This is a genomic window from Yinghuangia seranimata (assembly GCF_029953285.1).
Lineage (GTDB): Bacteria > Actinomycetota > Actinomycetes > Streptomycetales > Streptomycetaceae > Yinghuangia > Yinghuangia seranimata.
The window spans coordinates 25,145-49,954 of record NZ_JASAOI010000001.1 but is presented as its reverse complement, the minus strand read 5'-3'; the positions used below and the strand labels follow the sequence as shown (position 1 = coordinate 49,954).

Sequence of the window (24,810 nt, the reverse complement as noted above, 5' to 3'; positions counted from 1 at the left end):
GTCCGGATTCTGGCATTTTGTCAATCATGGAGAGACTGGTCCGTACCGGCCGCGGCGGCCCGCGGCGCCCGCACGTCACCCTGGTCGTCCCGTTCCTGTCAGAATTTCGCGTGCCGTTCTTCCGGCATCTGGAAGCGGACCTCGACACGCGCGGAATCACCCTCGTGGTCGCCTACGGCGAGCCGTACACGGCCGACCAGCGGGCCCGCGACGACGTCGTCGAGGTCGAGGGCGCCGTGCGCCTGCGCCAACGGAGCGCCCGGATCGCGGGGCGGCCGTTCGTCCACAAGCGGCTCGGCGATCTGACCCGCGAGACCGACGTGTTCGTCGTCGACCAGGCGCTGCGCAACATGGAGCTGTATCCGATGTTGGTGCGGCAGCGGTTCGGGCGCGGCCCGATCGTCGCCATGTGGGACCACGGCCGCACCTACGACCGCCCGCAGTCCGCGCTCGAGCAGTCCCTGAAGTACGCGCTGACCCGGCGCGCGAAGTGGTTCTTCTCCTACACCGAGGGCGGCAAGCGGGCCGTCGTCGACCACGGCTTCCCGGCGGAGCGCGTCACCGTCGTCCAGAACTCGGTCGACACCACGGGGCTCAGCCGCGTGTACGCGGGCGTGACCGACGAGGAACGCGCGGAGCTGCGCCGCCGGTACGACCTCACGCCGGGACGCACAGGGCTGTTCGTCGGCGCGCTCAGCCCCGCCAAGCGTATCCCGTTCCTCATCGAGGCCGCCGAGCAGATCGAGCGGCGGCTGCCGGGCTTCCGGCTGCTGGTCGCCGGCACCGGTCCCGACCGGGGGCTGGTGGCCGAGGCCGCCGAGCGCTGCTCGGCTGTCGTTCCGGTCGGACAGGCGTTCGGCGACGACAAGGCGCTGCTCGGCACGGTCTCCGACGTGCTGCTCGTGCCCGGGCTCGTCGGCCTGATCGCCGTCGACTCCTTCGCGCTGCGCAGCCCGATCGTCACCACCGAACAGCGTTGGAACGGCCCCGAGTCCGAGTACCTGGAGCACGGCCGCAACGCGGTGGTCACCCGCAACGACCCGGCCTCGTTCGTCGACGGCGTCGTCGACCTCCTGGAGAACCCGCGGCGGCTCGCCGAGCTCACCGAGCAGTGCGCCAAGGACGCCGACCGCTACACGATCGAGGAGATGAGCCGGCGGTTCGCCGACGGCCTCGCCGAGCTCCTCACGAACCACGGGCGCTGACCCCGAGCGCCGCACGGCGGTCGGCCGCGCGCGAGCGCTGACCGACCGCCTGCGTGCCTCGGACCTACAGGGCCTCGACCGGGGCGCCCCGGTCGAGCACACCGCGGCAGTCCAGCAGGTACTGCGCGTGCTCGATGACCAGCGCCAGGTCGACGTCGTCGTGGTCGACCAGCAGCACCACCGCGTCGGCGGAACGCACGACGTCCGCGTCCAACTCGACGCGCGTCAGGCGCGCGTCGAACGGCTGCGCCAGGTCGACGTGCGGGTCCACCGCGCTCACCTCGGCGCCCAGGTCGAGCAGCAGCGTGGCGATCCGCGCCGCGGGCGATTCGCGCGCGTCCGCGGTGTTCTTCTTGTACGCGAGCCCGAGGATCAGCACCGACGAACCGCGCACCGACCGGCTCCGGGCGTTGAACGCGGCGGTGAGGCGGCGCACGACGTAGTCCGGCATGTGGCTGTTGACGTCGTTGGCCAGTTCCACGAACCGGAAGCTCTGCCCGAGGGCGCGCTCGACCCGCCACGACAGGTACGACGGGTCCACCGGCAGGCAGTGCCCGCCGACGCCCGGGCCCGGGGTGAAGCGCATGTAGCCGAACGGCTTGGTGGAGCAGGCGTCGATCGCCTCCCACACGTCGATGCCGAGCTCGTGCGCGAACATCGCCACCTCGTTGACGAGCGCGATGTTCACGTGCCGGAACGTGTTCTCCAGCAGCTTCGCCAGCTCCGCCTCGCGCGGCGAGGACACCGGCACCGTGCGCTCGACGATCGTGCCGTAGAACGCCTCGACGGCCGCGAGCGACCGCGCGTCGACCCCCGAGACGACCTTGGGCGTGTTGACCAGGTTCCACGTGGGGTTGCCCGGGTCGATGCGCTCGGGGCTGTAGCCGAGGCGGAAGTCGGTGCCGACGACCAGCCCGGAGCCGGCCGCGAGGATCGGGCCGACGAGCTCCTCCGTGGTGCCCGGGAACGTCGTCGACTCCAGGACGACCGTCGCGCCCGGACGCAGGTGGCGCGCGAGGGTGCGGGAGCACTCCTCGATGTAGCTGAGGTCCGGCGTGCCCTCGCGCAGCGGCGTCGGCACCGTGACGACCGCGACGTCGAAGCCGCGGAGGTCCGCCTCGTCGCCGGTGGGCCGGTAGCGGCCCGCGCCGATGACCTCGACGAGGTCCGCCGACGGAACGTCCTCGACGTACGACTCGCCCGCGGTGAGCAGCTTGACCCGCCGCGCGTCGACGTCGTACCCCACCACGTCGTGCCCGACCTGGGCGGCACGTACCGCCAGCGGCAGCCCGACATATCCCTGTCCTGCGACGACCACCCGCATGGGAGTCCCCTTTCCCGGCCGGGAATTCGACCGCCGAATCAGGCTAAGCGGATCCCGAACCCGGCATCCGCCGGAATTACTACGCCAGCCGGGTGGTATCGCCCGGCGGCCGTGCCGGGCGTCCCCGGAATTCCGCCGCGCGGCACCAAACTGACTGGCGATCTCACGCGGTCACTAAGGAGGCGCTTATGTCGGATGCCGATTCGGTGGTGCGGTTCTACGGTCACGCGGGAATTCACGTCAGAACACCGAACGCCTCGCTGGTCATGGACCCGTGGTTCAGCCGCGCGGGCGCCTTCCTTTCGACGTGGCACCAGTTCCCGCGCAACGACCACCTCGACCTGGAGCCGCTGCGCGAGGCGGACTTCGTCGTGCTGTCGCACGAGCACCGCGACCACTTCGACATCGACTTCCTGCGCACCGTGCGCCGCGACGCCACGATCCTGATCCCGCGCTACACCGACGGCTACCTCGCGCGCGAACTGGCCCTGCACCTTCCGAACGAGGTCGTGGAAATGGCCTCGCACGAAACACTGCCGCTCGCGCCCGACCTGCGGCTCACCCCCATGGTCCAGTCCGTGCCCATCTGGGACGACTGCACGATGGTCGTCGAGACCCCGCGGTACACCATCGCGAACCTGAACGACATGAAGCCGTCGGCCAAGGACCTGAAGTGGCTGCACGACTCGTTCGCCATCGACTACCTGTTCCTGCAGTACTCGGGCGCCAACTGGCATCCGCAGGTCTACGGCTACCCGCCCGAGGAGAAGCAGCGCATTTCCCGGCACAAGCGGGAGAACAAGTTCGCCTCGGTGCTGCGCACCTTCACCGCGTCCGGGGCGCGGTGGCTGGTGCCGAGCGCGGGGCCGCCGTGCTTCCTCGACCCGGAGTTTTTCGAGCTCAACTTCGAACCCGACTCGATCTTCCCGACCCAGGCCGACTTCTACGAGTTCGCCGAACGCGCCGGGTACGCCGACCGCACGATCGTCCTGCTGCCCGGCGACGAGCTCCACGACAAGGAGGACCACGGCACCGACAACAAGGAGCGGCTGCGCCACCCCTGCTTCACGGACAAGCGCGCCTACCTCACCGAGTACCAGCGCGAACGGCTGCCCGTCATCCGGCACGAGCTGGCCGCGCTGCCCGACGCGCCGCCGTCGATGCTCGGCAAGCTGTCGGACTACTTCACCCCGCTCATCGCGTCGTCCGCGTTCTTCCGCGACGGCATCGGCGGCCGCGTCCTCATCGAGAGCGTCGGCGCGGACCCCGAGCACCCCGAGGCCGTCGTCCTCGACTTCACCCGCTACCAGGACCCCGTCTACCCGTACGCGGGCGGCGACGTCATGTACCGCATCCGGGCCGAGGACCGGCTGCTCAACGAGGTGCTCGAAGGCCGGCTGAGCTGGGAGGAACTGCTCCTCAGCCTGCGCTTCGACGCCCGGCGCGACCCCGACCGGTACAACGAGTTCCTCGTGGTCTTCCTGCGCTTCGCCAACCCCGACAGCTACCGCGCGTACGCCCGCTACGAGCGCGGCAAGCGGTCCGACGAACGCACGGTCGTCGAACACGAGGGCTGCCGCTATGAGATCCAGCGGTACTGCCCGCACGCGATGGCGGACCTCGCGGGCGCCGAGATCCGCGACGGCAGTGTGGTGTGCCCCGGACACGGCTGGACGTTCCGGCTGTCCGACGGCGGCTGCCCCACCAGCGCCACCAAGCTGGCCGTCCGCCGGCTGACCGACCCACGGTAACCCCCGGCCGGGCGGGGCGCGTCACGCGCATTTCGAAAACCCCGCCCGGCCGTGCAACCGCATACCCTCTCGATCGCGTTCATGCACGACGACGAGGGGGCTCCGTGGAGCACAACGACCAGCCACACAGACGCCGGGGCACGGTGTCCGACGAGGAGTTCAGCGCCTTCGTGCGAATAGCGTGGCCCCGGCTGCGCCGTACGGCGTGGCTCATCTGCGGCAACCGGCAGCAGGCCGAGGACGCCGTCCAGGCCGGACTGGTGCGGCTGTACGTGGCGTGGCCGCGGCTGCGCCGCGAGGAGGCGCTCGAGGCGTACGCGCGCAAGGCCGTGGTCTCGGCGCTGCTCGACGAGACGCGGCGCGGCTGGCGCAAGCGCGAACACCCGGTCGGCGTGCTGCCCGACACCCTCACGGTCGACGACGAGACCCCTGGCCGGGTCGGCGACCGCCTCGCCGTCGCAAGCGCGTTGGCCCGGGTGCCGCCCCGGCAGCGGGCGGTGCTGGTGCTCCGGTTCTACGACGACCTCGACGTGGCCGCGACCGCGCGCCTGCTCGAGTGCTCCGAGGGGACCGTCAAGAGCCAGACCGCGCGCGGGCTCGAGGCACTGCGCAGGGCGTTGCACGCGGAGGGCTGGGACGACATGAGGCTGCGCGGACTGGTGAGCGCGGCCGCGGCGGAAGGTGTGGCATGACCGAGCACGACGTTCGCGAGATCCTGGGGCTGGCCGCCGAGGACGACACGGGCCTCGGGCCCGACATGGCCGCCATCCTGGGCGCCGGACGCCGGGCCCGGCGGCGCCGGCGGATGGCCTCCGGGCTCGGGGCGGTGACCGGGGTGGCCGTGGTGGCGGGCGTCGCGGTGCTGGCGTCGGGGGTGCTGGGAGCGGCCCCGAAGCAGGCGGCGGGTGTGCCGACGACGTCCATGCCCGCGGTGTCCTCCCCCGCGTCGCCGACGGCCGGCCCGTCGGGTACGCCGACCGCCGGCCCGACGTCCGCGTCGGCCCCTCCCTCGGCCCGGCCTACGACATCCGCCGAAATGCAGGCGCGGATGGACGACCAGCTGCGCCGGGAACAGCAGGTCCTCGACCAGCACGGCACCCGGGTCACCACGATCATCGTGAACACGCTCGACCCCTCGGGCACGCACATCACCCTGAACAACGGCCCGTCGGCGGGCGGGCTGGACTCGCCGGCCTACTACGACGTCGGCTACTCCCACACCTGGCACGACGGAGAACGGGTCGGCACGCTCCGGGTCACCTTCATGGGCTCGGGCCAGGACCTCGGCGAGGGCTTCGGCCCGCTGTGCGGCACGCTGCCGCACCCGAACGGCCAGGACGAGCACTGGTGGGCGTCCTGCACCACCGAAACGCTCCCCGACGGCACCGTCGTCAAGGTGGGCAAGGGCACGAGCACCGACCCGAACGCCATCACCGCGTCGGCGATCCACACCGACGGCAGCAAGGTCAGCGTCTCCATGACGGTCATCGGCTACGGCAAGAAGCTCGACCCCGACCCGCCGCACCTGAAGTCGATCCCCGTCACCCAGGACCAGCTCAAGGCCCTCGTCTCCAACCCCGAACTGCGCTGGTGACCGGCCCGGCCGCCGACCCGCCGGCGACAGGCGTGGGGCCGGGCCTCCCCCGGCCCCACGCGCCGGCTCAGGCTCCGCGCCCGGTGCGAAGCGTGCGTCCGGCGGCCACCCACTCGCGGTACTCCGCGACCTCGGCGCTCTCCGGCACCGGTGGGGTCTCGGCAGCCAGGTTCCTGACCGACAGCCGCCAAGTGCCCCAGACGCGGGCGACGACGGCGAGGACGAACAGCGTGGCGAGCAGCGCGGAGAACACGGGTGACCTTCTTCGTACGGGCGGTTCAGGCCTGCGACGTTACGCCCGCCGGCGGACCGGAACGGCCGTTCAGGGGCGCGTTGACGCCGCGTTGACGCGGTGGCGCGGGCCCCTGACGGGGTCCTGACAGGCTCGCGCTCACGCCGTCGTCCAGGCGGGCGGTTTGTCGGCGGCCCGGCGGGTCAGGGGGTGGTGCAGATGGCCCAGGCCGTGACGGTTTGGGGCGTGGCGCTGGTGTTGACGGCGCGGGCCTCCCAGAATCTGGCCACGCGTTGGGCGTCCTCGCTGGGGTAGACGTCCCGCACGTACACGGAGCCGTCGCTGGTCTGCACACCTCCTCCGGTCAGCACCCGGTCCTGCGGGCAGTCGGCTTTCGCCGAGACGTGTCCGCCGGACGGGATCTGCTGGGTCTGGCCGATGGTCACGGGATGCGGGACGGTCGCGCACGTCACGTTGACCCACAGGTGGCCCGGACTGGCGTCCACGTTCTTGGCGGTGATCGCCCAGCCGTCGTTGAACGGGATGGAACTGCTGGTCAGGATGAGGCCGTTGGAGGTTCGCGGTCCGCCGCCTGACGGCACCTGCCCGGCCGGGCACCGGGCGATGTGCGTGGCCACGCCGTTCGCCGGGATCTCGACGCCCGCGCCCTCCGGCTCCATCAGGGCGGTGTGCGGCGCCGGCGAGCAGACGACCTCGGAGATCACCGACGTGGTCGTGGAGCTGGGGAAGATCTGGTTGGCCTGCGTGACCCAGAAGTCGTCACCCCCGTACGACGAGACGGTGAAGGTGTTGGGCTGGTCGTAGTCGTAGTTCCAGCTGCCTCCTCCGGTGGCGAACTGTCCGGGCGGGCAGGTCGCGACGGTCGTCAGGACCTCGCCGTGCCTTGCCTCCTTGAAGACGCCGCTGTAGATCGTGTGGGGCGACCGCCGCGCGGCGTGGCCGGGCGCGGCGGTCGCCGGTGCGGCGGCGGACGCGGTGGTGGTGGCGAGTCCGAGCAGCAGCGCCGCGGCGAGGGCCGGGATGCGGGTGCGGTGGGGCATGGCGGCCTCTCGGCGTCGGGGACGTACGCGTGCGGGCGTACGGATGCCCCGCGCCCACGGCCCGGACACGCCGATCCGGCCGAGCGGCGCAAGCCGCGACCGCGACTTCACCCGGTCGGCCGACCGCCGGCCTCAGTTCGCGTCGAGGTCGCGCGCCAGGAGGTCGGCGACCGTCTCGCGGCGCAGCAGCACGCGTGCCTGGCCGCCGCGCACCGCGACGACCGGCGGACGGGGCACGAGGTTGTAGGTCGACGACATGGACATCTGGTACGCCCCGGCCGCCGGGGTGGCGAGGAGGTCTCCGGGGCGGACGTCCGTGGGCAGTTCGGCGTCCGGGACCAGGACGTCGCCCGCCTCGCAGAAGCGGCCCACGACGGTGACGCGGCGGGTGGCCGCGGCCCCGCGGCGGCCGATCAGGCGGATGTCCGGACGCGCGCCGTACAGCGCGGGGCGCGGGTTGTCGCTCATGCCGCCGTCGACGGCGACGAACACCCGCGACCCGGTGCGCTTGACGGCGAGCACGCGGTACACGGCGACCCCGGCCGGGCCGACCAGGGCGCGGCCCGGTTCGACGACCAACTTCGGCACCGACAGGCCGTGTTCGACGCAGGCTCGGTGCAGGTGCCTGGCGACGTCGTCGGCGAACTCCCGTGGTTCCAGGGCTGGTTCGTCGCCGTGGTAGGCGATGCCGTGGCCGCCGCCGAGGTCGAGCTCGGGCAGCACGACGCCGTGCCGGTCGCGGATCCGGGCCATCAGCGCGACCAGGCGTGGGATCGCGGCCAGGAACGGCCGTACCGAGGTGATCTGCGAGCCCAGGTGGCAGTGCAGGCCGAGCAGGTGCAGGCGGGGCTGGGCGAGAACGCGCTCCAGGGCGTCCTCGGCGTCGCCGTGGTCGATCGACAGGCCGAACTTCTGGTCCTCGGTGCCGGTCCGGATCGCGCGGTGCGCACCCGCGGCGACGCCGGGGACGACGCGCACCATCACCGACTGCCGGTCGTGACGTGGCACCAGCGCCACCAGGCGCGCGATCTCGGCGGTGTTGTCGATGACGATACGGCCGACGCCCAGCCGCACCGCCTCGCGCAGTTCCTCGGGGCTCTTGGCGTTGCCGTGCAGGATGAGGCGCTCGACGGGAAAGCCCGCGATGACGGCGAGTTCGAGCTCGGCGCGCGAACAGACGTCGAGGTGCAGGCCCTCCTCGCGCAGCCACCTCACCACGGCGCGTGAGAGGAACGCCTTTGCCGCGTAGGCGACATCGGCGTGCGGCAGCGCGTCGCGGTAGGCGCGGGCCCGGTCGCGGAACTCGCCTTCGTCGAGGACGTACACCGGCGTCCCGAACCGCTCCGCCGCCTCGGCCAGGTCGACGCCCGCGACGGTGACCTGCCCGCAGGCGGGGGCCTGCCGGGCGCTCGTGGGCCACGGGGAGCCGCAGTCGCTGCGGCCCATGGGGGGCTCGTCGGGGTCGAGCCCCAGATGCGGGTGGGCCGCCCGGCGCGGCGTGGGTTCGACGAGGGTCATCGCCGCTCACCCGCCACCGGCGCCGCGACCATCCCGGGATCCCGCACGACGGCGGCCACCCCGAGCCCCTCCAGCGTCTCGCGCAGGCAGGCCTCGGCCATGCGCACCCACCGCTGCCCGGGCCCGCACACGTTCCGCAGCTGCGCGACGCTGGTGAACGTCACCGCGACCCGGCGCCCGAGCGGATCCCGGAACAACCGCACCGCCTCCGCCCCGGCCGCCGACGCCCGCACCGGGACGACCAGCGTGCGAGGCTCCGCGTCGGGCCGTACGGTGACCTGCCGCGACCGCACCGGCCTGGGCCGCGCCGCGGCGGCCAGGACCGCCTTCCGCGGCACCGACAACACGGTCCGGCCACGCCCCGGATCGCCGGGGTCGTCGCCGAGGGGTGCGGAGCTGATGGTGGTGAACACAGCGAGCCTCCACGCTGTCGAACCGCCCGCCGCCGGAGCGGCGCACCGGCCCGGAGACACCCGGACCCGCACTTCGACGCTAGGCCGCTGACCAGCGGAGATTCGCGCCGGAACGGTGTTCCTACCGCGATCTTGACTCCCGATCCGGGCATCCTGACGCACCGTTGACCAGGCGGCTGGAAGCCGGCCCCGCTACGCCCCGGGCACCTCCCGCACCGGGTCGTACTCGACCCACGGGTCCTGCATGACGTGCGGCCAACGGTCGTCGTGCCCGTGGCGCTTGACCCGCCAGTAGGCGGCGCGGCGGACGTTCGGACCGGTGTTGCCGCCGATGTTGTGGCCCAGCAGGTAGTGCGCCAGCAGCAGGTCGCCGGCCTCGCCCAGGACCTGCTCGGGCTCGCTCGGCGCGATCTGCGGATAGCCGCCGTCGGCGACCAGTCGCCCGGGGCCGTGCTCGCGGAAGTACCGGGCGTGCGCGAGGTGGCTTCCGGGCCAGACCCACAGGTTGCCGTTGTCGGGCGCGGTCTGGTCGGTGAGCAGGAGCCCCGCCAGCAGCGTGAACGTACCGGGCCGCTCACCGACATGCGGCCCGACGCCGTCGAGGTGGTGCCACCCGGGGTGGTGCGGGTTCGGCGGCACGTTCAGCGCGATCTGCGTCTGCCACGGCAGTTCGAGGGTGCCGGGACCGGTGAGCGCCTCAGCCGCGGGCAGCACGGACGTGGCGACCAGGTCCTCCAGCTCCGCCAGTTCCTCGGTGCGCGGAAAGCGGTTGGCAGGTCCGCGGACATCGGACGCGAGCGGCTCGCCGACGAGCAGCCGGTCGACGAAGGCGTTCACCGCCGCGACGGTGTCGGACGCGACGGCACCGCGAACCACCACATAGCCGCGCTCCGCGAACTCGGCCACCTGGCCTGACGAGACGATCACGCCCTCACGCTAAACCGCGTCGCCGTGGGCCTTCCAAGGATTTTCCGCCCGGCCCGGGTCAGATGAGCGAGCCCAGAACGAAATACAGCGCCAGCCCGAACGTGCCCCGGTACGCATCGCCGAGCGCCCGGCGCCACCCGCGTCGGCGGATCAGCTGGACGACGGTCACCAGCGCGAAGACCGTCCCGAGCCCCAGCGCGCCGAGGGCCGGCACCAGCGGGCGGAAGATCACGCCGAGGATGGTGAGCACAGCCGCGGCGATCACGAGGCCCGCGTGGGCGAACCACAGCGGGACGTCGAGCGTGTCCCGCGCCATGTCGCGAGGCACTTCGCGCAGGGCCTCGCGCGCGAGCCGCATGTCGCTGTCGTACCGCTCGCGGGCCAGGACCGGATCGGCCTCCGGGCCCTCGGGCCAGCGTTGCAGCACCATCGTGACTCCCCCGTTCGTCGCATCCCCGCTCCAACTGTCCCAGAGGCGAGGCTTGTTGGAGACGGGTACGGTCACCCCTCGGGCACCGCCGCGTCCACCACGTGGCCCGGGGCGACCAGTGCCGACTCGTAGGCGAGGACCACGGCTTGGACGCGGTCGCGGAGTTGGAGTTTGGCGAGGATTCGGGTGACGTGGGTCTTGACCGTTTCGACGCTGACGGTGAGGGTCGCGGCGAGTTCCGCGTTGCTCAGGCCGGTCGCCAGCAGGCGCAGGACTTCGAGTTCGCGTGGGGTGAGTGAGGACAGGTCGCGGTGCAGGGCCGGTTTGGCGTGGTCCTGGCGGGCGAAGCGGGCCACCAGGCGGCGGGTGATGGTCGGGGCGAGGAGGGCGTCGCCCTGGCTGACCAGCCTTACGGCGGCGACCAGTTGCTCGGGGGTGACGTCCTTGAGGAGGAAGCCGCTGGCGCCGGCGTTGAGGGCCGCGTAGACGTACCGGTCGAGGTCGAAGGTCGTCAGGATGACGATGCGGCACGGCCGCCCGTCGCGTGCGGTCGGCGGGTCGGCCATGATGCGCCGGGTGGCTTCGAGCCCGTCGAGGTCTGGCATGCGGATGTCCATGAGCACGACGTCGGGGCGGTGCCGGCGGACCGCCGCGCAGGCCTCTTCGCCGGTCGCGGCCTCGCCGACGACGTCGATGCCGTCGGCCTTGAGGATCATGCGGAAGCCGGAGCGGACGAGCGCCTGGTCGTCGGCGACGACCACCCGCAGGGGCGGGCCCGCGTCTGCCGAGGGCGTCGTCCCCGTGGTGTTCTCCCCCGTCGTCACAGCGCTCCTCCGGTGGTCGTCGCGAACGGTATCGAGGCCCGGACCCGGAACCCGCCGGTGGGGCGCGGGCCGGCCTGGAGGTGTCCGCCGTGCCGGGCCACGCGTTCCTGAAGGCCGATCAGTCCCCGGCCCGCGCCCTGGGGTTCGCCGCGGTGCGCGTCCGGGGCGCCGTCGTCGGTGACGTCGAGGTGGAGGCTGTCGGCGTCGTACCGGACACGCACCGAAGTCGCCGCGCCCGGCGCGTACCGCAGGGCGTTGGTCAACGCCTCCTGGACGATGCGGTAGCCGGTGAGTTCGAGGCCCGGCGGCAGCGGGCGCGGGTCGCCGGTGACGCGGAGGCGGATGTCCTGACCGGCGCCGCGCACCCGTTCGACGAGTGCGGGGAGGCGGGCGAGGTCGGGTTGCGGGGCGAGTGGCGGCGCGTACTCGTCGTCGGTGCCGACGGGTTCACCGGGCAGGCCTTCGATCGGTCCGTCGCCTGACGGGCCGTTCAAGACCCCGAGCAGTTGCCGTAGTTCGGCCATCGTCTCTCGTCCGCTGGCCTCGACGGCGCGCAGCGCCTCGGTGGCCGCCTCCGGGTCGGTGCCGAGGATCTTGCGGGCGGCGCCGGACTGGATGACCATCACGCTGACGTTGTGGCTGACGACGTCGTGCAACTCGCGGGCGATGCGGGCGCGTTCCTGGGCGACGGCGAGCTCGCGCTCCCGTTCGGCGCGCAGGGCGCGCCCGTGCAGCGCTCCGGCGCGGGCTCGCCAGTTGCTGATGTTGCGGCCGCCGACCCACAGCAGGCCCATGATGACGAACACCATCATGCCCGGCGGTCCGCTGCCGCCCGGGAACTTGACCGCGAGCAGGAGCGACGAGACCACGAACACCACGACGGCGGTGGACCGTCGGCGATGGTGCGCCGCGACGGTGTAGCCGCCGATCAGCAGTGCGGCGATGACGAGAGCGCTGAGATCGCGGGGCGGGCGCAGCACGACGACGCCGAGCAGGAAGCCGAACACGGCGACCGGCTGGGTGCGCCGCCACGCGAGCGGGAGCGAGAGCGCCGCCATGACGGCGAAGTCGAAGAGCTCGGGCCCGTCGTGGTTGGCGATCAGGACCGGGTCGGTGATGGCGCGCATCGGGGCGTCTCCGCCGCGCGGGCCGTCGCCGTGGAGCGCCATCCCGATCTGCGCGCCGAACACGAAGAGCGCGAGCAGCCCGTCTCCGCCCCACGGGCCCGGCGTGCGCAGGCGTTCGGCGACGGTACGCCGCAGTGACGCGGGCCGGTCGGGCGCCGTCAGGCCCTCCGGGTCGGCCTCGTCGGGCCCGCCCCATGGATCGGCCGGGGAGGCGTGCGGATTCGTCGTCACCCAGCAATTGTCATGGAGGCGGCGTAAGGGGCGCATCATCCGGCGGGGCGGCACGCGTCCCTCGCAGGAGCTATCCGCCGCGCGGTCACCCCGGCGGGGGACGGCGGTTGGCGCGCTGCGGCGACGACCGCGTGGGGGGCACGCGCCTAGCGTCCGCGGCATGACTGCAGACACCTTTACGGGACCCGCTGCGGGCCCGACGGAGCTCGGCTCCGACGTGATCCGGCTCGAGGCCGTGAGCAAGCGCTACGGCGAGGCCGGCCCGGCCGCGTTGGACGCGGTGGACCTGACCGTCCGTCCCGGGGAGGCGGTGGCCGTGATGGGCCCGTCCGGCAGCGGCAAGTCGACGCTGCTGAACGTGGTCGCGGGCCTGGACCGCCCCACGTCGGGCGCGGTGACGGTCGCGGGCACGCCGCTGGCCGGCCTGTCGGAGACCCGGCTGGCCCGCTTCCGCCGCGAACGCGTGGGCATGGTCTTCCAGTTCTTCCACCTGTTGGACGACCTGACCGCCGTGGACAACGTGCTGATGCCGGCCCGGCTCGGTGGGATGTCCGCGCGGGCGGCACGGGCACGGGCCGACGAGCTGCTCGGCTACCTGGGCATCGCCGACCGCGCCGACGCGTACCCGTCGCGTCTGTCGGGCGGCGAGCGGCAACGTGTCGCGATCGCACGCGCGTTGATGAACCGGCCTCCGCTGCTGCTGGCGGACGAGCCGACGGGCGCGGTGGATTCGGCGACCGGGCAGCACATCATGGAGCTGCTGGCCGAACTCAACCGCGACGGGCAGGCGTTGCTGCTGGTGACGCACGATCCGGCGCTGGCGCGGCACTGTGCGCACCGGGTGGTGCACATGGTGGACGGTCGGCTGACGGACGATCACCGGCCCACCGAACGCGAGGTTTTCGCATCGGAGGCCGACGCGGCGCCGAGGCACGGCTCCCGCACGGAGATCCCCCGATGAGGGCCGTACTGCGGGCGGTCGGCGCGGCCGTCCGGCGCAAGCGCGCGCAGACCGTCGTGGTCGCGATGGTCGTGCTGCTGTCCACCGCCACCACGGTGCTGTCGGCCGCGCTGATGGTCGCGTCGCATTCGCCGTTCGACCGGGCCGTCGCGCGGCTGCGCGGCGCGCACGCCACGGTCGCCGTCGACGCGGCCAAGGCGACGGCCGAGCAGGTACGGGCGACCGCGGCGGCCCCGGGCGTGACGGCGATGGGCGGGCCGTACCCCATGGTGTCGGCGCCGGTCGAGTCCCCGGGCGGCCCCCCGATGCGCGCGGCGCCGTCGGTCTCGGTCGTCGGACGCTCCGATTCAGGCGGCCCCGTCGACCATGTCGTCGTGCACTCCGGGCGCTGGGCCCGCGCGCCGGGCGAGGTCGTGCTGTCGCGTGAGCAGGGCGACCGGGGCAGCGTCCAGGTCGGCGACCGGGTGCGCGTCGGCGGAGTCGACCTGACCGTGGTCGGCCTCGCGTCGTCGGTCACGGGCAGCGCGGGGGCGTGGACCGTGCCCGAGCAGGTGACGGCCCTGGGCGGCACCCCGACGTTCCAGGTGCTGTACCGGTTCGCGAGCTCCGGCACCGACGCGGCCGTGCGCGCGGGAGTGGACGCGGTGCGGGCGGCGCTGCCGGCCGACGCGGTGCTGGGCGCGGCGTCGTACCGGGAGGCCCGGCAGCGGTCCGGGGACACGGCGAGCCTGGTGCTGCCGTTCGTGACCGCGTTCAGTGTGCTGGGCATCGTGATGTCGGTGCTGATCGTCGCGAACGTCGTCAGCGGCGCGGTGGTCGCGGGCTACCAGCGCATCGGGGTGTTCAATGCGCTCGGATTCACGCCGCGTCAGGTCGGCGGTGTGTACGTGGCGCAGATGATGCTGCCCGCGGCGGTCGGCGCGGTGCTGGGCGCGGTCGTCGGGCATGTGCTGGCGCTGCCGCTGCTCGCGGACACGGCGACGTCGTTCGCGGTGCCCGAAGTCCCGGGGGTGGCGTGGTGGGCGGACACGTTGGTCCCGGCCGCGGTCCTGCTCGCGGTCGGCGTGGCGGCGATCGTGCCGGCGGTGCGCGCGGGGCGGCTTCCAGCGGCGCGGGCCATCAGCAGCGGGAGGGCGCCGAAGGTCGGGCGCGGGTTCCGGGCGCACCGGTGGTTGGGGCGGTCGCGGCTGCCGCGGGCGGTGGGCATGGGGCTGGCGACGCCGTTCGCCCGCCCGGCGCGTACCGCGATGACACTGGTGGCGCTGCTGTTGGGGTCGGCGGCGGTAACATTCGCGTACGGTCTCACGCAGTCGCTGGAGCGGGCCGAACACGGGCTGGAGCGGGACGGCGTCGTGCAGGTCGAGGCTCATGTGGGGGTGCCGGTCGGGGACGACGGCGTCATGCGCGGTCCGGCGCCGTCTCGGGGCGTGCCCGAGGCGCAGCCTTCTGCGGACCCGGACGCGGACCCGGACGCGCTGGCGGCGGTGCTGCGCGCGGACGCGGACACGGCGCGGTTCACCGGCGTCGCACACGTGGTCGCGGCGGTTCCGGGGCGTACGGAGCCGGTGAACATCGATGCGTACAGCGGTGATTCGTCGTGGCTGGGGTATCCGCTGGTGTCCGGCCGCTGGTTCGCCGGGGCCGGGGAGGTCGTCGCGCCCACGCCGTTCCTGCGCGCGAGCGCGCTCGAGGTCGGCGACTCGATGACGCTGGAGATCGACGGCCGGCGCACCGTGGCGCGGATCGTCGGCGAGGTGTTCGTGACGTCGGAGAACCGGGTGTTCGCGGACGCGGCCACGCTCGCCGCGGCGGGCTCGTCGGCTCGCCCCGACACGTTCCAGATCCAGCTGCGGCCGGGTGCGAGCGCCCGTGCGTACGCCAACCGGATCGCCACGGACCCGGTGTTCGGATCGTCGCCCGGAGCCGTGTTCGTGCACGACTCCACCAACGGCACCATCGTTGTGATGCTGGCGCTGGCCGCGCTGCTCACCCTGATCCTCGCGGTCGTGGCGGGGCTGGGCGTGTTCAACACGGTACTGCTCAACACGCGCGAACGGGCCCGTGACATCGGCGTGTTGAAGTCCCTGGGCATGACGCCCGCCCAGACGCTCGCCATGGTCGTGACGTCCGTCGCCGCCCTGGGCCTGGTCGGCGGCCTCGCGGGCATCCCGCTGGGCGTCGCCCTCCACGACGTGGTCGTGCCGCACATGGCGGACACCGCGCAACTACGGTTGCCCGAATCGATGTTGGACGTCTACGGCGTGCTCCCCTACACCCTGCTGACGGGCGCGGGCCTGCTCCTGGCCGTCGCCGGCGCCCTGGCCCCGGCGACCTGGGCCGCCAAATCCCGCACGGCGACGGCCCTGCGGGTGGAGTAGCCCGGATCGTTCGGCGCAGGCGCCCCGACCGCCCGTCAGGACGGGTCGGGGCGCTTGCGTACGATGCCCGCCTTGGCGGCGAACGCGGCCACCGTGGCCGCCTGTTGGGCGTCGGCGTCGGCCAGGGGCTCGCGAGTGATGTAGGCGCGGTAGTACAGCGGCGCGGCCATCAGGCGGATCACCTCCCAGGTGTCGGTGTCCTCGGGCACCTCGCCGCGTTGGACGGCGTGTTCGACGATGACCGAGGTTCGTTTGACGCGGCCGAGCATCTCGGCGCGGAGGGTGTCCCGCGCGGCCTGGTCGCGGGTGGCGGCCGCCACGATCGAGTCGAGGAGCGTGCCCTGGACGGGGTGGCCGAGCAGGCCGACGATCACCCGGGCGAGGGCGAGCAGGTCGGCCTCGAGGTCGCCGGTGTCGGGGACGTCGACGTCGCGCGTCATGTCGCCGACGAGGCTGAGGACGATGCCCTCGAGGTTGCCCCAGCGCCGGTAGACGGTGGACGGCGCGACGGACGCGCGGGCCGCGATCTTCTCGACGCTGGTGCCGCCGTAGCCGGACTCGGCCAGCTCGGCCATGAGCGCGTCGTAGACCGCGGCCTGGGTGCGCGCGGTGCGTCCGCCGGGCCGCCGGGTGCCCGCCAAATGAGAGTGCTCTTGCATTAGTGGTCGACCTCCTGCGAGGATCTCAGCGTAACGCAAAGCCATTCGCGTTAGTTGGCCGGATGGCCTATCCGAGCTCATTCCTGTCCGCGCACCCTGCCCGGTGCGCCGCCGCACCCTGCCCGGAGACCCGTTCATGAGCACCGCCCCGAGCACCCTTTCACCCGTCCGGATACCGCCGGTCCCCCAGGTCAGGCACCGCTTCGCCGACGTCGGCGACGTCCGCGTCTTCTACCGCGAGGCCGGGCCCGCCGACGCGCCCGCTCTCCTGCTGCTGCACGGATTCCCGTCCGGATCCCAGCAGTTCCGCCGCCTCATCGACGTCCTCGGCACCGCGTTCCGGGTCGTCGCCCCCGACTACCCCGGCTTCGGGCACACCGAGGCGCCGGACGGCTTCACCTATTCGTTCGACGCACTCGCCGACGTCGTCGAGGGCTTCGTCGAGGCCGTCGGCCTGACCCGCTTCGCCGTCTACATGTTCGACTTCGGCGGGCCCGTCGGGTTCCGCGTCGCGCTGCGCCGGCCCGAGTGGATCAGCGGCCTCGTCGTCCAGAACGCCAACGCGTACGACGAGGGGCTGTCCCAGCTGGCGCGCGACACCGCCGCGAACCGGCCCGGCGTGCCCGGCGCCGAGGACCGCGTGCGCGGCATCCTCACGCTCCCCGTCACCCGCGGCCAGTACGAGGGCGGCACCGCCGACCCCGAGCTCGTCTCGCCCGACGGCTGGACGCTCGACCAGCACTTCCTCGACCGGCCGGGGCGCGAACACGCCCAGATCCAGCTGGCGTTGGACTACCACAGCAACATCGCCGCCTACCCGGCGTGGCAGGCGTGGCTGCGCGAGCACCGGCCGCCGACGCTCGTCCTGTGGGGCCGCAACGACGCGTTCTTCCCCGAGGCGGGCGCGCACGCGTTCCTGCGCGACGTCCCCGACGCCGCCGTCCACGTCTTCGACACCGGGCACTTCGCGCTCGAGGAGTGCCTGCCCGAGATCGCGCCGCTCGTCGCCGCCTTCCTCACCGACATCGACAGCCCTGCCCAGAAGGGGGACCGACTGTGAACACCGTCGCCATCGCGTACTTCAGCGGCTTCGGCCACACCGCGCGCTTCGCCGCCGCCGTCGAGGAGGGCGCGGCGTCCGTGCCCGGCACCCGCACGCACCTCGTCGCGGTGGACGCCCTCACCGAGGAGGACTGGCTCGCGCTCGACGAGGCCGACGCCATCGTCTTCGGCTCGCCGACGTACCTGGGCGACATCGCCGCGAAGTTCAAGGCGTTCATGGAGCAGACCAGCGGACGTTGGAAGAACCAGGAGTGGAACGGCAAGCTCGCGGGCGGCTTCGTCAACTCCGGTGCCAAGTCCGGCGACAAGCTGCACGCCCTGCAGTCGCTCAACCTGTTCGCCGCGCAGCACGGCATGGTGTGGGTCAGCCTCGGCCTGCTGCCGGGCTGGAACAGCAGCCTGGCCTCCGAGTTCGACCTGAACCGGCTCGGGTTCTGGCTGGGCGCTGCCGCGCAGTCCAACGGGGACGAGGGCCCGGAGGCGGCGCACCCGTCGGACCTGGCCACGGCACGGCACCTGGGCGTACGGGTGGCGGGGCAGGCCGCGCGGACCCGCCACCTCCCGCAGCCGGCCGCCGCCTGACGTACGGTCAGCGGCCGTGAAGCGCCGGGCTCGCCGCCGAGTCTCCCTATGGGCGGCGGGCCCGGCCCGTGCGCGGCGCCGCCTTGGCTCAGCCCGCCGCGGCCGGCTCCGCCGGCTCGTTGGGGCAGGTGGCGGCGCGCCCGTCGGTGGTCGCGGGCGCAAGCCGCGTGCCGGCCCCGGCCCCGGTTGCGGACCCGGCCGCGCGCTCCCGTGCCCGCAGCCGCATCAGCAACAGCGCCGGCGCGGCCGTCGTCAGGGCACCGATCGCCGCGACGGCCGCGAAGCCGTACCGCGCGCTGGTGTGGTCGGTCAGCTGCGCGACGCCCATCATGACGGCGATCGTCGCGGCCAGCCCGAAGCCGTTCGCGAGGCCGAACGCCCGTCCCGCGCCCGCCTCGTCGACCGACGCCAGCAGCATGCTGCGGGTCGCGATGCGGGCCGGGCCGAACACCAACGCGCCGACGCCGACACCGACCACGAGGACAGCGATACCGAACTGGCCCTGCACTGCAAGCGCGACGTCGCACGCGAGGAAGCCCACGACGGCGATCCGCAGGTCCGACGTACGCCGCGCGAGGACGCGGTACAGCACCGCCGCCGCCACGAACGCCAGGCTGCCGACGGCGTCGACCACACCGAACACCGCACTGCCGTAACCGAGTTCGCCGATCACGAACTTCGGCAGCAACGCGTTGAACACGGTGACCAGCACGCTGCCCTGCGCGTACAGCAGGATCATCCCCAACACCATCGGCCCCGAGGCGCGCCGCCCGCCCGCGCCCTCCTCGGCGTGCTCCTCGACCCGCGGCCGCTCCCGGCGGCGCGGCAGGACCGCGACGAACAACGCCGACACCACGAAGGTGGCGGCGTTGAAGACCAGCAGCGGGGTGATGCCGAGCCACTGCAGCGCGAGGCCGCCGACGGTCGCGGAGAGCAGCATGCCGGCCTGCATGGCCATCTCGTACGTCCCGCTGAACCGGCGCAGCGCGTCAGCGGCGACGCGCTCCTTCACCAGGCTGTTGCTGACCGGGAAGTGCAGCGCGCTGACGACGGACAGCGCGAACGTGGTGGCGTAGATGCCCGCGTCCTGGCGGCCGCCGTACGCCAGCCAGAACGGCAGCGCGAGCGCGACGGCGGCGCTCGCCGCGTCGCACGCGATCCACAGCGTGCGGCGGTCGTACCGGTCCGCGACGCGCCCGAACAACGGCGACAGCAGCGCCTGCGGGGCGGCGACGGCCACGAACAGCCAGCCGACCGCCATCATCGTCCGCTCGCCGCGCACCAGGAGCAGCGCCCCGGCGATCAGCTGCACGTTGTTGCCGAGGGCGGTGACGAACGCGGCGGCCATCAGGGGGCGTTCGACCCGGCGCGCGGTGGTGGCGGGCGCGGCGGGAGGTCCGGCGAGGGGTGTCATGACGGCAAGTCTCCGGAGGTCCACTGCCGTCCTGTGTCAGTGAAGCCCGGACCATCCTGCGGAGGACGTACGGACCGTCCCGCGGAGGCCGCGCGGCTACTGCTTCAGGACGCCGCAGCCGTCGCGGACCTCGAACACCAGTTGGGTCTCCGTCTGCCGGACCACCGGGTGGACGGTCACGTGTTCGAGGATGAGGTCGCGCAGTTTCTCGGGGCTCGCGACCGCCACGTGCAGCAGGAAGTCGTCGTCGCCCGCCATGTGCAGCACCGACAGCGCGCCCGGCACCTTGACGAGGTTGTCGTACAGCGCGCGCACCAGGTCGCGGCTGTGGCTGCCGAGCCGGACCTTGATGATCGCGTTGATGGGATGGCCGAGCGCGGCCAGGTTCAGGCGCGCGTTGATGCTCTCGATGACACCGGACTGGCGCAGCGCGCGCACGCGGTACGTGCACGTCGACTCGGCCACGCCGACGCGGGCGGCGAGCGCGGCGTTCGTCATCCGACCGTCCTCGACCAGGGCCGCGAGGATCGCCAGGTCGGTGCCGTCGAGCCCGCCGGGGGTGGCGGACGCCACGGGGGCGGGCTGCGTTTTCTTCGGCGGCTGGCCTGCCACGGGCCACCTCCTTGGGGATTCTTCATCAGTATCGGCGTCTGCCCGCAGAAGCTTCGGCCATTGTTGCCATAATCTGCGGATCAGGCGCACATTGTGCCCATGACCTCGCCTTTTCTGCAGCTCGACTCCATAGCCGTCCACGCCGGTCGCGAGGACTTGACTGCGCTTGGCGTGCACGCGCTCCCCATCGACCTGTCCTCCACGAACCCGCTCCCCGACATCGAGGCGGGCGGCATGTCGTACGAGTCGATGGCCACCGGCGGCGCCCCGCTCCCCGAAGGCGGCTCCGTCTACCAGCGCCTGTGGAACCCGACCGTGGCGCGCCTCGAATCCGCCCTCGCCCGGCTCGAGCACGCCGAGGAGGCCGTGGCGTTCTCGTCCGGCATGGCCGCGCTCACCGCGACCGTCCTCGCGCTCACCGGCGGCACCGGCAAGCGGCACGTCGTGGCGGTCCGGCCGATGTACGGCGGCACCGACCACCTGCTGGCCTCCGGGCTGCTCGGCGTCGAGACCACGTTCTGCGCGCCCGACGAGATCACCGCGTCGCTGCGGCCCGACACCGCGCTCGTGGTCCTGGAGACGCCGGCGAACCCGACCCTCGACCTCGTCGACATCCGCGCCGCCGTCACCGCCGCGGGCGACGTACCGGTGCTGGTCGACAACACGTTCGCCACGCCGATCCTGCAGAACCCCGTCGACGCCGGCGCCGCGCTCGTCCTGCACAGCGCCACCAAGTACCTCGGCGGACACGGCGACGTCGTCGCCGGCATCGTGGCGTGCGGCACCGAACACGCCGCCGCGCTGCGCCGGGTCCGGGCCGTCACCGGCGCCCTGCTGCACCCGCTCGGCGCGTACCTCGTGCACCGCGGACTCGCGACGCTCCCGATCCGCGTCCGCGCCCAGCAGGACGGCGCCCGCCGCATCGCGGCCTGGCTCGCCACCCACCCGGACGTCGCGCGCGTCCACTACCCCGGGCTCGACGACCCTTCCGGCCTCGTCGGCCGCCAGATGCGCGGCCCCGGCGCGATGCTCGCCATCCGCCTGCGCGGCGGCTACGACCAGGCGCTGCGGGTCACGTCCTCGGTGAAGCTCTTCACCCACGCGGTCTCGCTGGGCGGCGTCGACTCCCTGATCCAGCACCCGGCGGCCCTCACCCACCGCCCGGTCGCGGCGGAGGCCCGGCCCACCGCCGACCTCGTCCGACTGTCCATCGGCCTGGAGGACCACGAGGACCTCATCGCCGACCTCGACCAGGCTCTCGGCCAGAGCGGTACGCGCATCCACGCCACCACGAGCGGCATCCCGGTGGCAGCCCGCTGACCCCACGCGGGAACGCGACCCGACCGCACCCGAAGTCCAGGGGCGCGCCCTCCGAGATCCGCCGGAGGGCGCGCCCCTGTCCCACAACCCGTCACACGCCTCGCGCGGCCGCCTGACGCTGGCGCTTCGACAACGGCGCGAGCGACAGGTCCTCGGCACTCACCCGCAGGTTCTTGAACCCGTACCCGCGCTCCTCCAACCACGCCCGCGCGGCCGCCTCGCCCCGCTCGGTCGCCAGGAGGATGTCCTCCTCGGCCTCCCCCGTGTCCAGGAACCGGAACGCGAACGCGGGCCGCACGGCGACGTCGTACGTCATCTGCCCCTCGGCCGTGAACGCCGCCCGCAACACGTCGTGCTCCGCGGCCCCCGCCAACAGCTCGGCCCGCTGCGCCTCGGTCAGCCCGTCGAAAACCCCGCGGACCATGACACGAAAGGTACGAGTACTCATCCGCCGACCCTAACCGCGCCCCCCACCCCCGATCCAACGGGTTTCCCGCGCCACCAGGACGACCGCCGCGCACGCCCGTCCCCACGACGCCGGCCCGCCGGCCCCCGACTAGATTCACGGCGTACCGCCTGGACGAATGCGCGAAAGGACCACCCATGGCACCCTCACTCGACGGCAGGGTCTTCGTCCCCCACGGCCGCGCCGAGCTCGGGGAGGTCGACGCGGGAACGGCCTTCAGCTACCACGAGGCCGACGGGGTCGTGTGGGCCGACTACGCGGGCGGGGACATCGTCCGCGGTCACCTCGTCGGGACGCGCGACGGTGACACGATCGACTTCCGCTACGTCCAACTCAACGCCGCAGGCGAAACCTCCTCGGGCCACTGCCGCTCCACCCTCACCGAACTCCCCGACGGCCGCCTGCGCATGACCGAAACCTGGGAATGGGAATCCCGCCCCGGCACCGGCACCAGCACCGTCGAGGAGTCCCCGGCTTCGGCGTAGGGGCTATTGGACGGCTGCGTGGAGGGCGTTGTGTAGGAGGGTGGACATGGCTCGGTCGTGGGCGAGGGCGCCGTTGAAGGAGAGGGAGCCTGCGGCGAACACCCATCCGCCGTTGCCTCGGTCGAAGAGGACCATGTGGGAGCCTCCTTTCTGCGTGCCGTGGGCGATCCGGTGGACGCCTGGGAGGGCGGGGCCGTTGACGTCGGTGGTGTCGACCTCCCAGCCGCTCGCGGCGAAGTTGTAGCCGGTGTGGCCGAAGCGGGCGCCGGGCTTCAGGCCGGTGCCGGCGAGGAAGGGGTGCTCTGCGAGCACCTCGTACGGGGCGAACTCCATGAAGGACGCTCCGTTGTAGGCGACGCCGAAGATGTTCTTCTCGAGTTTGCCCTGGTCGCGCCACAGCCACCGGTCTCCGCGCTCGTTGCGGTGCGTCAGGGCGGTGCCGTCCTCGGTGGGCTCGACGCGTTCGTACATGGCGTTGCCGCCGGTGTAGATCACCCGGCCGCCGGCGGTGAGGTACGCCTCCAGCCGGGAGCGCATGGCCGCGGTCCAGTACTCGGGGTGGGAGGCCAGGACCAGCGCCTTGTAACCGCCCAGCCAGGCACCGTCGTTGTGGAGGTCGAGGTCCTGGTAGCAGTCGTAGGCGACGTCGTTGTCCGCCAGCCACCGCAGGAGCAGGAGGTCGCCGTAGAACCGCACGTCCATGTGCCCGGGCGGTTCGATGTAGGCGTTGGCGAACGGCCGCAGCATCGTGTGCGTGCGGCGGTGGGGGTACGCGTCCCAGCTGTACTGGAAGTGCCCGCCCCAGTGGTTGTACGCGCTGTGGGTGAGGAACGGCAGCATCACCGCGACCTTGGCCACGGGTTTCGGCGGCCGCACCACGAACGGGACGTAGCTGCGCAGGCCGCGGTCCCCGGTGAGTTGCACGACGTGGAAGCCCGACCGCCAGTCGTCGGCGACGGTAACGGAGAACTCGTGCGGCCATCCGCATCCACGGGCCCGGTAGTCCGCGGGGAGTTTCCGCAGCCGTCCGGCGTGGGCCGTCGGCCCGGACACGACCCGGCTGTTCGCGGTGTCGGGCGCGGCGCCGGCGGTCAGGGGGCCGTCGAGCCGCAGCACGGTGGCCTGGTAGCGGTCGAAGGACGACGAGACCGAGACGGCCAGGGACTGGCCGTTGGCGACCGACCACCGGTCGGCGTAGCCCTGGAGGTTCGCGGTACGGGTCACCGTGAACCCGGTCCCGACGAGGGCGCCGTTCCCGTTGGCCCAGAGGGGCCGCCGGTCCTTGTCGACGGTGCGCCAGTTGGACAGCCCGTACCAGCGCAGCTCGTGGTCGGGGCCCGCCGGAACCCGGCGGTCGATCCAGACGCAGTAGAGCGAGCCGGCGTCGGCGAAGCGTTCGACGCACGAGCCCCACTCCCAGCCGTCGCCGATCCGGATCGGGCGGCCGTCGTTGGCCCAGGCGCCGGGTCCGTTCGTGCCGTCGCCCGCCGTGTACCTGAACCAGTCGAGGGAAGCGCCGTGCCGCACCCCGTAGATCACGCCGTCCTGGTCGGCGAAATGGAGGTCGTAGTCGCGGCGGCCGGTCGCGATCCGCGTGCCCTTTCCGTCGTTCGCCCAGGAGCCGGCCGCGTCGGTGCCGTCGCCGGCGAGGTACTTGAACCAGTGGAGGTCGCCGTCCGGGTCGACCGCATAGCAGACGCCCTGCCAGCCGCCGAAGACGTAGCTGTAGCCGCCGAAGCCGCGGTGGACGACGTTGCCGCTGCCGGGGTGCCAGTGCCCGTCGCCTGACTGCTCGTCGGTCAGGACGTACTTGTGCCACACCAGGCTGCCGTCGCCGCACAGGCCGAACAACTGCCCGTCGGCCGAGGCCATTACGTGCGTGTACTGCTGCCAACCTCTGCCGATCTCACGGCCTGTGGGAGCCGCCCACCGCACGGTTCCCTGCTGCCGTCCCACGTGCCGGAACCACAGCAGCCGCCCGTCGGCCTGCTGGCTGTAGATGGTCCCGTTCCCTCCCGGGATCATCCGGAGCTGGCTCTGCTCCGGATCCGCCGAGTCCGGGGCCTCCGATGCCGCGGCGGCGCGGCCGCCCGGCAGCAGCGCGGCACCGGCGAGCGCCGTCGCGCCCTGGAGTACGCGTCGGCGGGTGAACCCGGCGCTCCCGGCGTCCCGCGTCGCGTCGTTCACGGCGGCGCGGGGGACGGATCGGAGGCGGCCGGTTGGTGACATGCCGG

24 protein-coding genes are annotated in these 24,810 nt (G+C 72.9%); 10 read left to right on the top strand and 14 right to left on the bottom strand.

The features are described from left to right. The first annotated feature begins 26 nt into the window (after window positions 1-26). A complete protein-coding gene (locus QI554_RS00230) occupies window positions 27-1,205 on the top strand; it encodes a glycosyltransferase family 4 protein (RefSeq protein ID WP_281464420.1) in 1,179 nt (392 codons plus the stop codon). Between the two features lie 64 nt (window positions 1,206-1,269). Here QI554_RS00230 and QI554_RS00225 read toward each other — a convergent pair whose 3' ends face one another. Continuing rightward, window positions 1,270-2,529: a nucleotide sugar dehydrogenase gene (locus tag QI554_RS00225; RefSeq protein WP_281464419.1), complete on the bottom strand. Its 1,260-nt coding sequence runs from the start codon at window positions 2,527-2,529 to the stop codon at window positions 1,270-1,272. Between the two features lie 188 nt (window positions 2,530-2,717). Here QI554_RS00225 and QI554_RS00220 point away from each other — a divergent pair, with 188 nt between their 5' ends. The 3 genes from QI554_RS00220 (at window position 2,718) to QI554_RS00210 (ending at window position 5,874) form a co-directional block, all read left to right on the top strand. Further along, the gene (locus QI554_RS00220; RefSeq protein ID WP_281464418.1) at window positions 2,718-4,280 is read left to right on the top strand and encodes an MBL fold metallo-hydrolase; all 1,563 of its coding nucleotides are present in this window, start codon (window positions 2,718-2,720) and stop codon (window positions 4,278-4,280) included. A 104-nt stretch (window positions 4,281-4,384) separates the two neighbouring features. Then, a complete protein-coding gene (locus tag QI554_RS00215) occupies window positions 4,385-4,972 on the top strand; it encodes a SigE family RNA polymerase sigma factor (protein WP_281464417.1) in 588 nt (195 codons plus the stop codon). Then, complete coding sequence (locus QI554_RS00210) at window positions 4,969-5,874, top strand: hypothetical protein (RefSeq protein WP_281464416.1); 906 nt, start codon at window positions 4,969-4,971, stop codon at window positions 5,872-5,874. Before QI554_RS00215 ends, QI554_RS00210 begins: the two co-directional genes overlap by 4 nt. A 67-nt stretch (window positions 5,875-5,941) precedes the next feature. Here the strand turns inward: QI554_RS00210 and QI554_RS00205 are convergent, their stop codons facing one another. The 8 genes from QI554_RS00205 to QI554_RS00170 all read right to left on the bottom strand — a co-directional run bounded on the left by QI554_RS00205 (window position 5,942) and on the right by QI554_RS00170 (window position 12,637). Beyond that, window positions 5,942-6,127 (bottom strand): hypothetical protein, encoded by a 186-nt coding sequence (locus QI554_RS00205; protein ID WP_281464415.1) that lies wholly within the window; start codon window positions 6,125-6,127, stop codon window positions 5,942-5,944. Between the two features lie 182 nt (window positions 6,128-6,309). Beyond that, entirely contained in the window at window positions 6,310-7,167 is an 858-nt protein-coding gene (locus QI554_RS00200) for a hypothetical protein (RefSeq protein WP_281464414.1), read from the bottom strand. Between the two features lie 132 nt (window positions 7,168-7,299). Next, complete coding sequence (lysA, locus tag QI554_RS00195) at window positions 7,300-8,613, bottom strand: diaminopimelate decarboxylase (protein ID WP_281464430.1); 1,314 nt, start codon at window positions 8,611-8,613, stop codon at window positions 7,300-7,302. 68 nt (window positions 8,614-8,681) lie between these two features. Then, window positions 8,682-9,098, bottom strand: a complete 417-nt coding sequence (locus QI554_RS00190) for an SAV_915 family protein (protein WP_281464413.1) — start codon at window positions 9,096-9,098, stop codon at window positions 8,682-8,684. Between the two features lie 192 nt (window positions 9,099-9,290). Further along, complete coding sequence (locus QI554_RS00185) at window positions 9,291-10,025, bottom strand: phytanoyl-CoA dioxygenase family protein (protein WP_281464412.1); 735 nt, start codon at window positions 10,023-10,025, stop codon at window positions 9,291-9,293. Between the two features lie 58 nt (window positions 10,026-10,083). Then, window positions 10,084-10,455 carry a hypothetical protein gene (locus QI554_RS00180; RefSeq protein ID WP_281464411.1) on the bottom strand — a complete coding sequence of 124 codons (372 nt, stop codon included), beginning with the start codon at window positions 10,453-10,455 and terminating at the stop codon, window positions 10,084-10,086. A gap of 71 nt (window positions 10,456-10,526) precedes the next feature. Next, complete coding sequence (locus QI554_RS00175) at window positions 10,527-11,279, bottom strand: response regulator (protein WP_281464410.1); 753 nt, start codon at window positions 11,277-11,279, stop codon at window positions 10,527-10,529. After that, complete coding sequence (locus QI554_RS00170) at window positions 11,276-12,637, bottom strand: sensor histidine kinase (RefSeq protein ID WP_281464407.1); 1,362 nt, start codon at window positions 12,635-12,637, stop codon at window positions 11,276-11,278. Before QI554_RS00170 ends, QI554_RS00175 begins: the two co-directional genes overlap by 4 nt. Window positions 12,638-12,797: 160 nt before the next feature. On the opposite strand from QI554_RS00170, the gene QI554_RS00165 reads away from it, so the two are divergent. Beyond that, window positions 12,798-13,598 carry an ABC transporter ATP-binding protein gene (locus tag QI554_RS00165; RefSeq protein ID WP_281464405.1) on the top strand — a complete coding sequence of 267 codons (801 nt, stop codon included), beginning with the start codon at window positions 12,798-12,800 and terminating at the stop codon, window positions 13,596-13,598. Beyond that, window positions 13,595-15,976, top strand: a complete 2,382-nt coding sequence (locus QI554_RS00160) for an FtsX-like permease family protein (protein WP_281464403.1) — start codon at window positions 13,595-13,597, stop codon at window positions 15,974-15,976. The genes QI554_RS00165 and QI554_RS00160 overlap by 4 nt, the downstream gene beginning before the upstream one ends. 35 nt (window positions 15,977-16,011) lie before the next feature. Here the strand turns inward: QI554_RS00160 and QI554_RS00155 are convergent, their stop codons facing one another. After that, complete coding sequence (locus tag QI554_RS00155; RefSeq protein ID WP_281464402.1) at window positions 16,012-16,635, bottom strand: TetR/AcrR family transcriptional regulator; 624 nt, start codon at window positions 16,633-16,635, stop codon at window positions 16,012-16,014. 136 nt (window positions 16,636-16,771) lie between these two features. Here QI554_RS00155 and QI554_RS00150 point away from each other — a divergent pair, with 136 nt between their 5' ends. Both QI554_RS00150 and QI554_RS00145 read left to right on the top strand, forming a co-directional pair. Then, window positions 16,772-17,695, top strand: coding sequence for an alpha/beta fold hydrolase (locus QI554_RS00150; RefSeq protein ID WP_281464400.1), 924 nt, complete (start codon window positions 16,772-16,774; stop codon window positions 17,693-17,695). Then, window positions 17,692-18,279, top strand: coding sequence for a flavodoxin family protein (locus tag QI554_RS00145; RefSeq protein ID WP_281464398.1), 588 nt, complete (start codon window positions 17,692-17,694; stop codon window positions 18,277-18,279). The genes QI554_RS00150 and QI554_RS00145 overlap by 4 nt, the downstream gene beginning before the upstream one ends. A gap of 88 nt (window positions 18,280-18,367) precedes the next feature. Here the strand turns inward: QI554_RS00145 and QI554_RS00140 are convergent, their stop codons facing one another. Both QI554_RS00140 and QI554_RS00135 read right to left on the bottom strand, forming a co-directional pair. Then, window positions 18,368-19,693, bottom strand: coding sequence for an MFS transporter (locus QI554_RS00140; RefSeq protein WP_281464396.1), 1,326 nt, complete (start codon window positions 19,691-19,693; stop codon window positions 18,368-18,370). Between the two features lie 96 nt (window positions 19,694-19,789). Further along, window positions 19,790-20,305, bottom strand: coding sequence for an Lrp/AsnC family transcriptional regulator (locus QI554_RS00135; protein WP_281464394.1), 516 nt, complete (start codon window positions 20,303-20,305; stop codon window positions 19,790-19,792). Window positions 20,306-20,404: 99 nt separating this feature from the next. Here QI554_RS00135 and QI554_RS00130 point away from each other — a divergent pair, with 99 nt between their 5' ends. Next, window positions 20,405-21,625 carry a trans-sulfuration enzyme family protein gene (locus QI554_RS00130; protein WP_281464392.1) on the top strand — a complete coding sequence of 407 codons (1,221 nt, stop codon included), beginning with the start codon at window positions 20,405-20,407 and terminating at the stop codon, window positions 21,623-21,625. Window positions 21,626-21,716: 91 nt separating this feature from the next. On the opposite strand, the gene QI554_RS00125 is transcribed toward QI554_RS00130, so the two are convergent. Further along, the gene (locus QI554_RS00125; RefSeq protein ID WP_281464390.1) at window positions 21,717-22,073 is read right to left on the bottom strand and encodes a DUF6204 family protein; all 357 of its coding nucleotides are present in this window, start codon (window positions 22,071-22,073) and stop codon (window positions 21,717-21,719) included. Between the two features lie 155 nt (window positions 22,074-22,228). Between QI554_RS00125 and QI554_RS00120 the strand changes: the two genes are divergently transcribed. Next, window positions 22,229-22,576, top strand: a complete 348-nt coding sequence (locus tag QI554_RS00120; protein WP_281464389.1) for an avidin-fold protein — start codon at window positions 22,229-22,231, stop codon at window positions 22,574-22,576. Between the two features lie 3 nt (window positions 22,577-22,579). On the opposite strand, the gene QI554_RS00115 is transcribed toward QI554_RS00120, so the two are convergent. Next, window positions 22,580-24,805 carry a N,N-dimethylformamidase beta subunit family domain-containing protein gene (locus tag QI554_RS00115; protein ID WP_281464387.1) on the bottom strand — a complete coding sequence of 742 codons (2,226 nt, stop codon included), beginning with the start codon at window positions 24,803-24,805 and terminating at the stop codon, window positions 22,580-22,582. Window positions 24,806-24,810 lie beyond the last annotated feature (5 nt).

What these genes read in the sequence shown, in the direction of transcription:
- QI554_RS00230 (WP_281464420.1), top strand. Translation starts at nt 27, where the DNA reads ATGGAGAGACTGGTCCGTACCGGCCGCGGCGGCCCGCGGCGCCCGCAC.
- QI554_RS00225 (WP_281464419.1), bottom strand. Translation starts at nt 2,529, where the DNA reads ATGCGGGTGGTCGTCGCAGGACAGGGATATGTCGGGCTGCCGCTGGCG.
- QI554_RS00220 (WP_281464418.1), top strand. Translation starts at nt 2,718, where the DNA reads ATGTCGGATGCCGATTCGGTGGTGCGGTTCTACGGTCACGCGGGAATT.
- QI554_RS00210 (WP_281464416.1), top strand. Translation starts at nt 4,969, where the DNA reads ATGACCGAGCACGACGTTCGCGAGATCCTGGGGCTGGCCGCCGAGGAC.
- QI554_RS00200 (WP_281464414.1), bottom strand. Translation starts at nt 7,167, where the DNA reads ATGCCCCACCGCACCCGCATCCCGGCCCTCGCCGCGGCGCTGCTGCTC.
- lysA (WP_281464430.1), bottom strand. Translation starts at nt 8,613, where the DNA reads ATGGGCCGCAGCGACTGCGGCTCCCCGTGGCCCACGAGCGCCCGGCAG.
- QI554_RS00180 (WP_281464411.1), bottom strand. Translation starts at nt 10,455, where the DNA reads ATGGTGCTGCAACGCTGGCCCGAGGGCCCGGAGGCCGATCCGGTCCTG.
- QI554_RS00165 (WP_281464405.1), top strand. Translation starts at nt 12,798, where the DNA reads ATGACTGCAGACACCTTTACGGGACCCGCTGCGGGCCCGACGGAGCTC.
- QI554_RS00160 (WP_281464403.1), top strand. Translation starts at nt 13,595, where the DNA reads ATGAGGGCCGTACTGCGGGCGGTCGGCGCGGCCGTCCGGCGCAAGCGC.
- QI554_RS00155 (WP_281464402.1), bottom strand. Translation starts at nt 16,635, where the DNA reads ATGCAAGAGCACTCTCATTTGGCGGGCACCCGGCGGCCCGGCGGACGC.
- QI554_RS00150 (WP_281464400.1), top strand. Translation starts at nt 16,772, where the DNA reads ATGAGCACCGCCCCGAGCACCCTTTCACCCGTCCGGATACCGCCGGTC.
- QI554_RS00140 (WP_281464396.1), bottom strand. Translation starts at nt 19,693, where the DNA reads ATGACACCCCTCGCCGGACCTCCCGCCGCGCCCGCCACCACCGCGCGC.
- QI554_RS00130 (WP_281464392.1), top strand. Translation starts at nt 20,405, where the DNA reads ATGACCTCGCCTTTTCTGCAGCTCGACTCCATAGCCGTCCACGCCGGT.
- QI554_RS00125 (WP_281464390.1), bottom strand. Translation starts at nt 22,073, where the DNA reads ATGAGTACTCGTACCTTTCGTGTCATGGTCCGCGGGGTTTTCGACGGG.
- QI554_RS00120 (WP_281464389.1), top strand. Translation starts at nt 22,229, where the DNA reads ATGGCACCCTCACTCGACGGCAGGGTCTTCGTCCCCCACGGCCGCGCC.
- QI554_RS00115 (WP_281464387.1), bottom strand. Translation starts at nt 24,805, where the DNA reads ATGTCACCAACCGGCCGCCTCCGATCCGTCCCCCGCGCCGCCGTGAAC.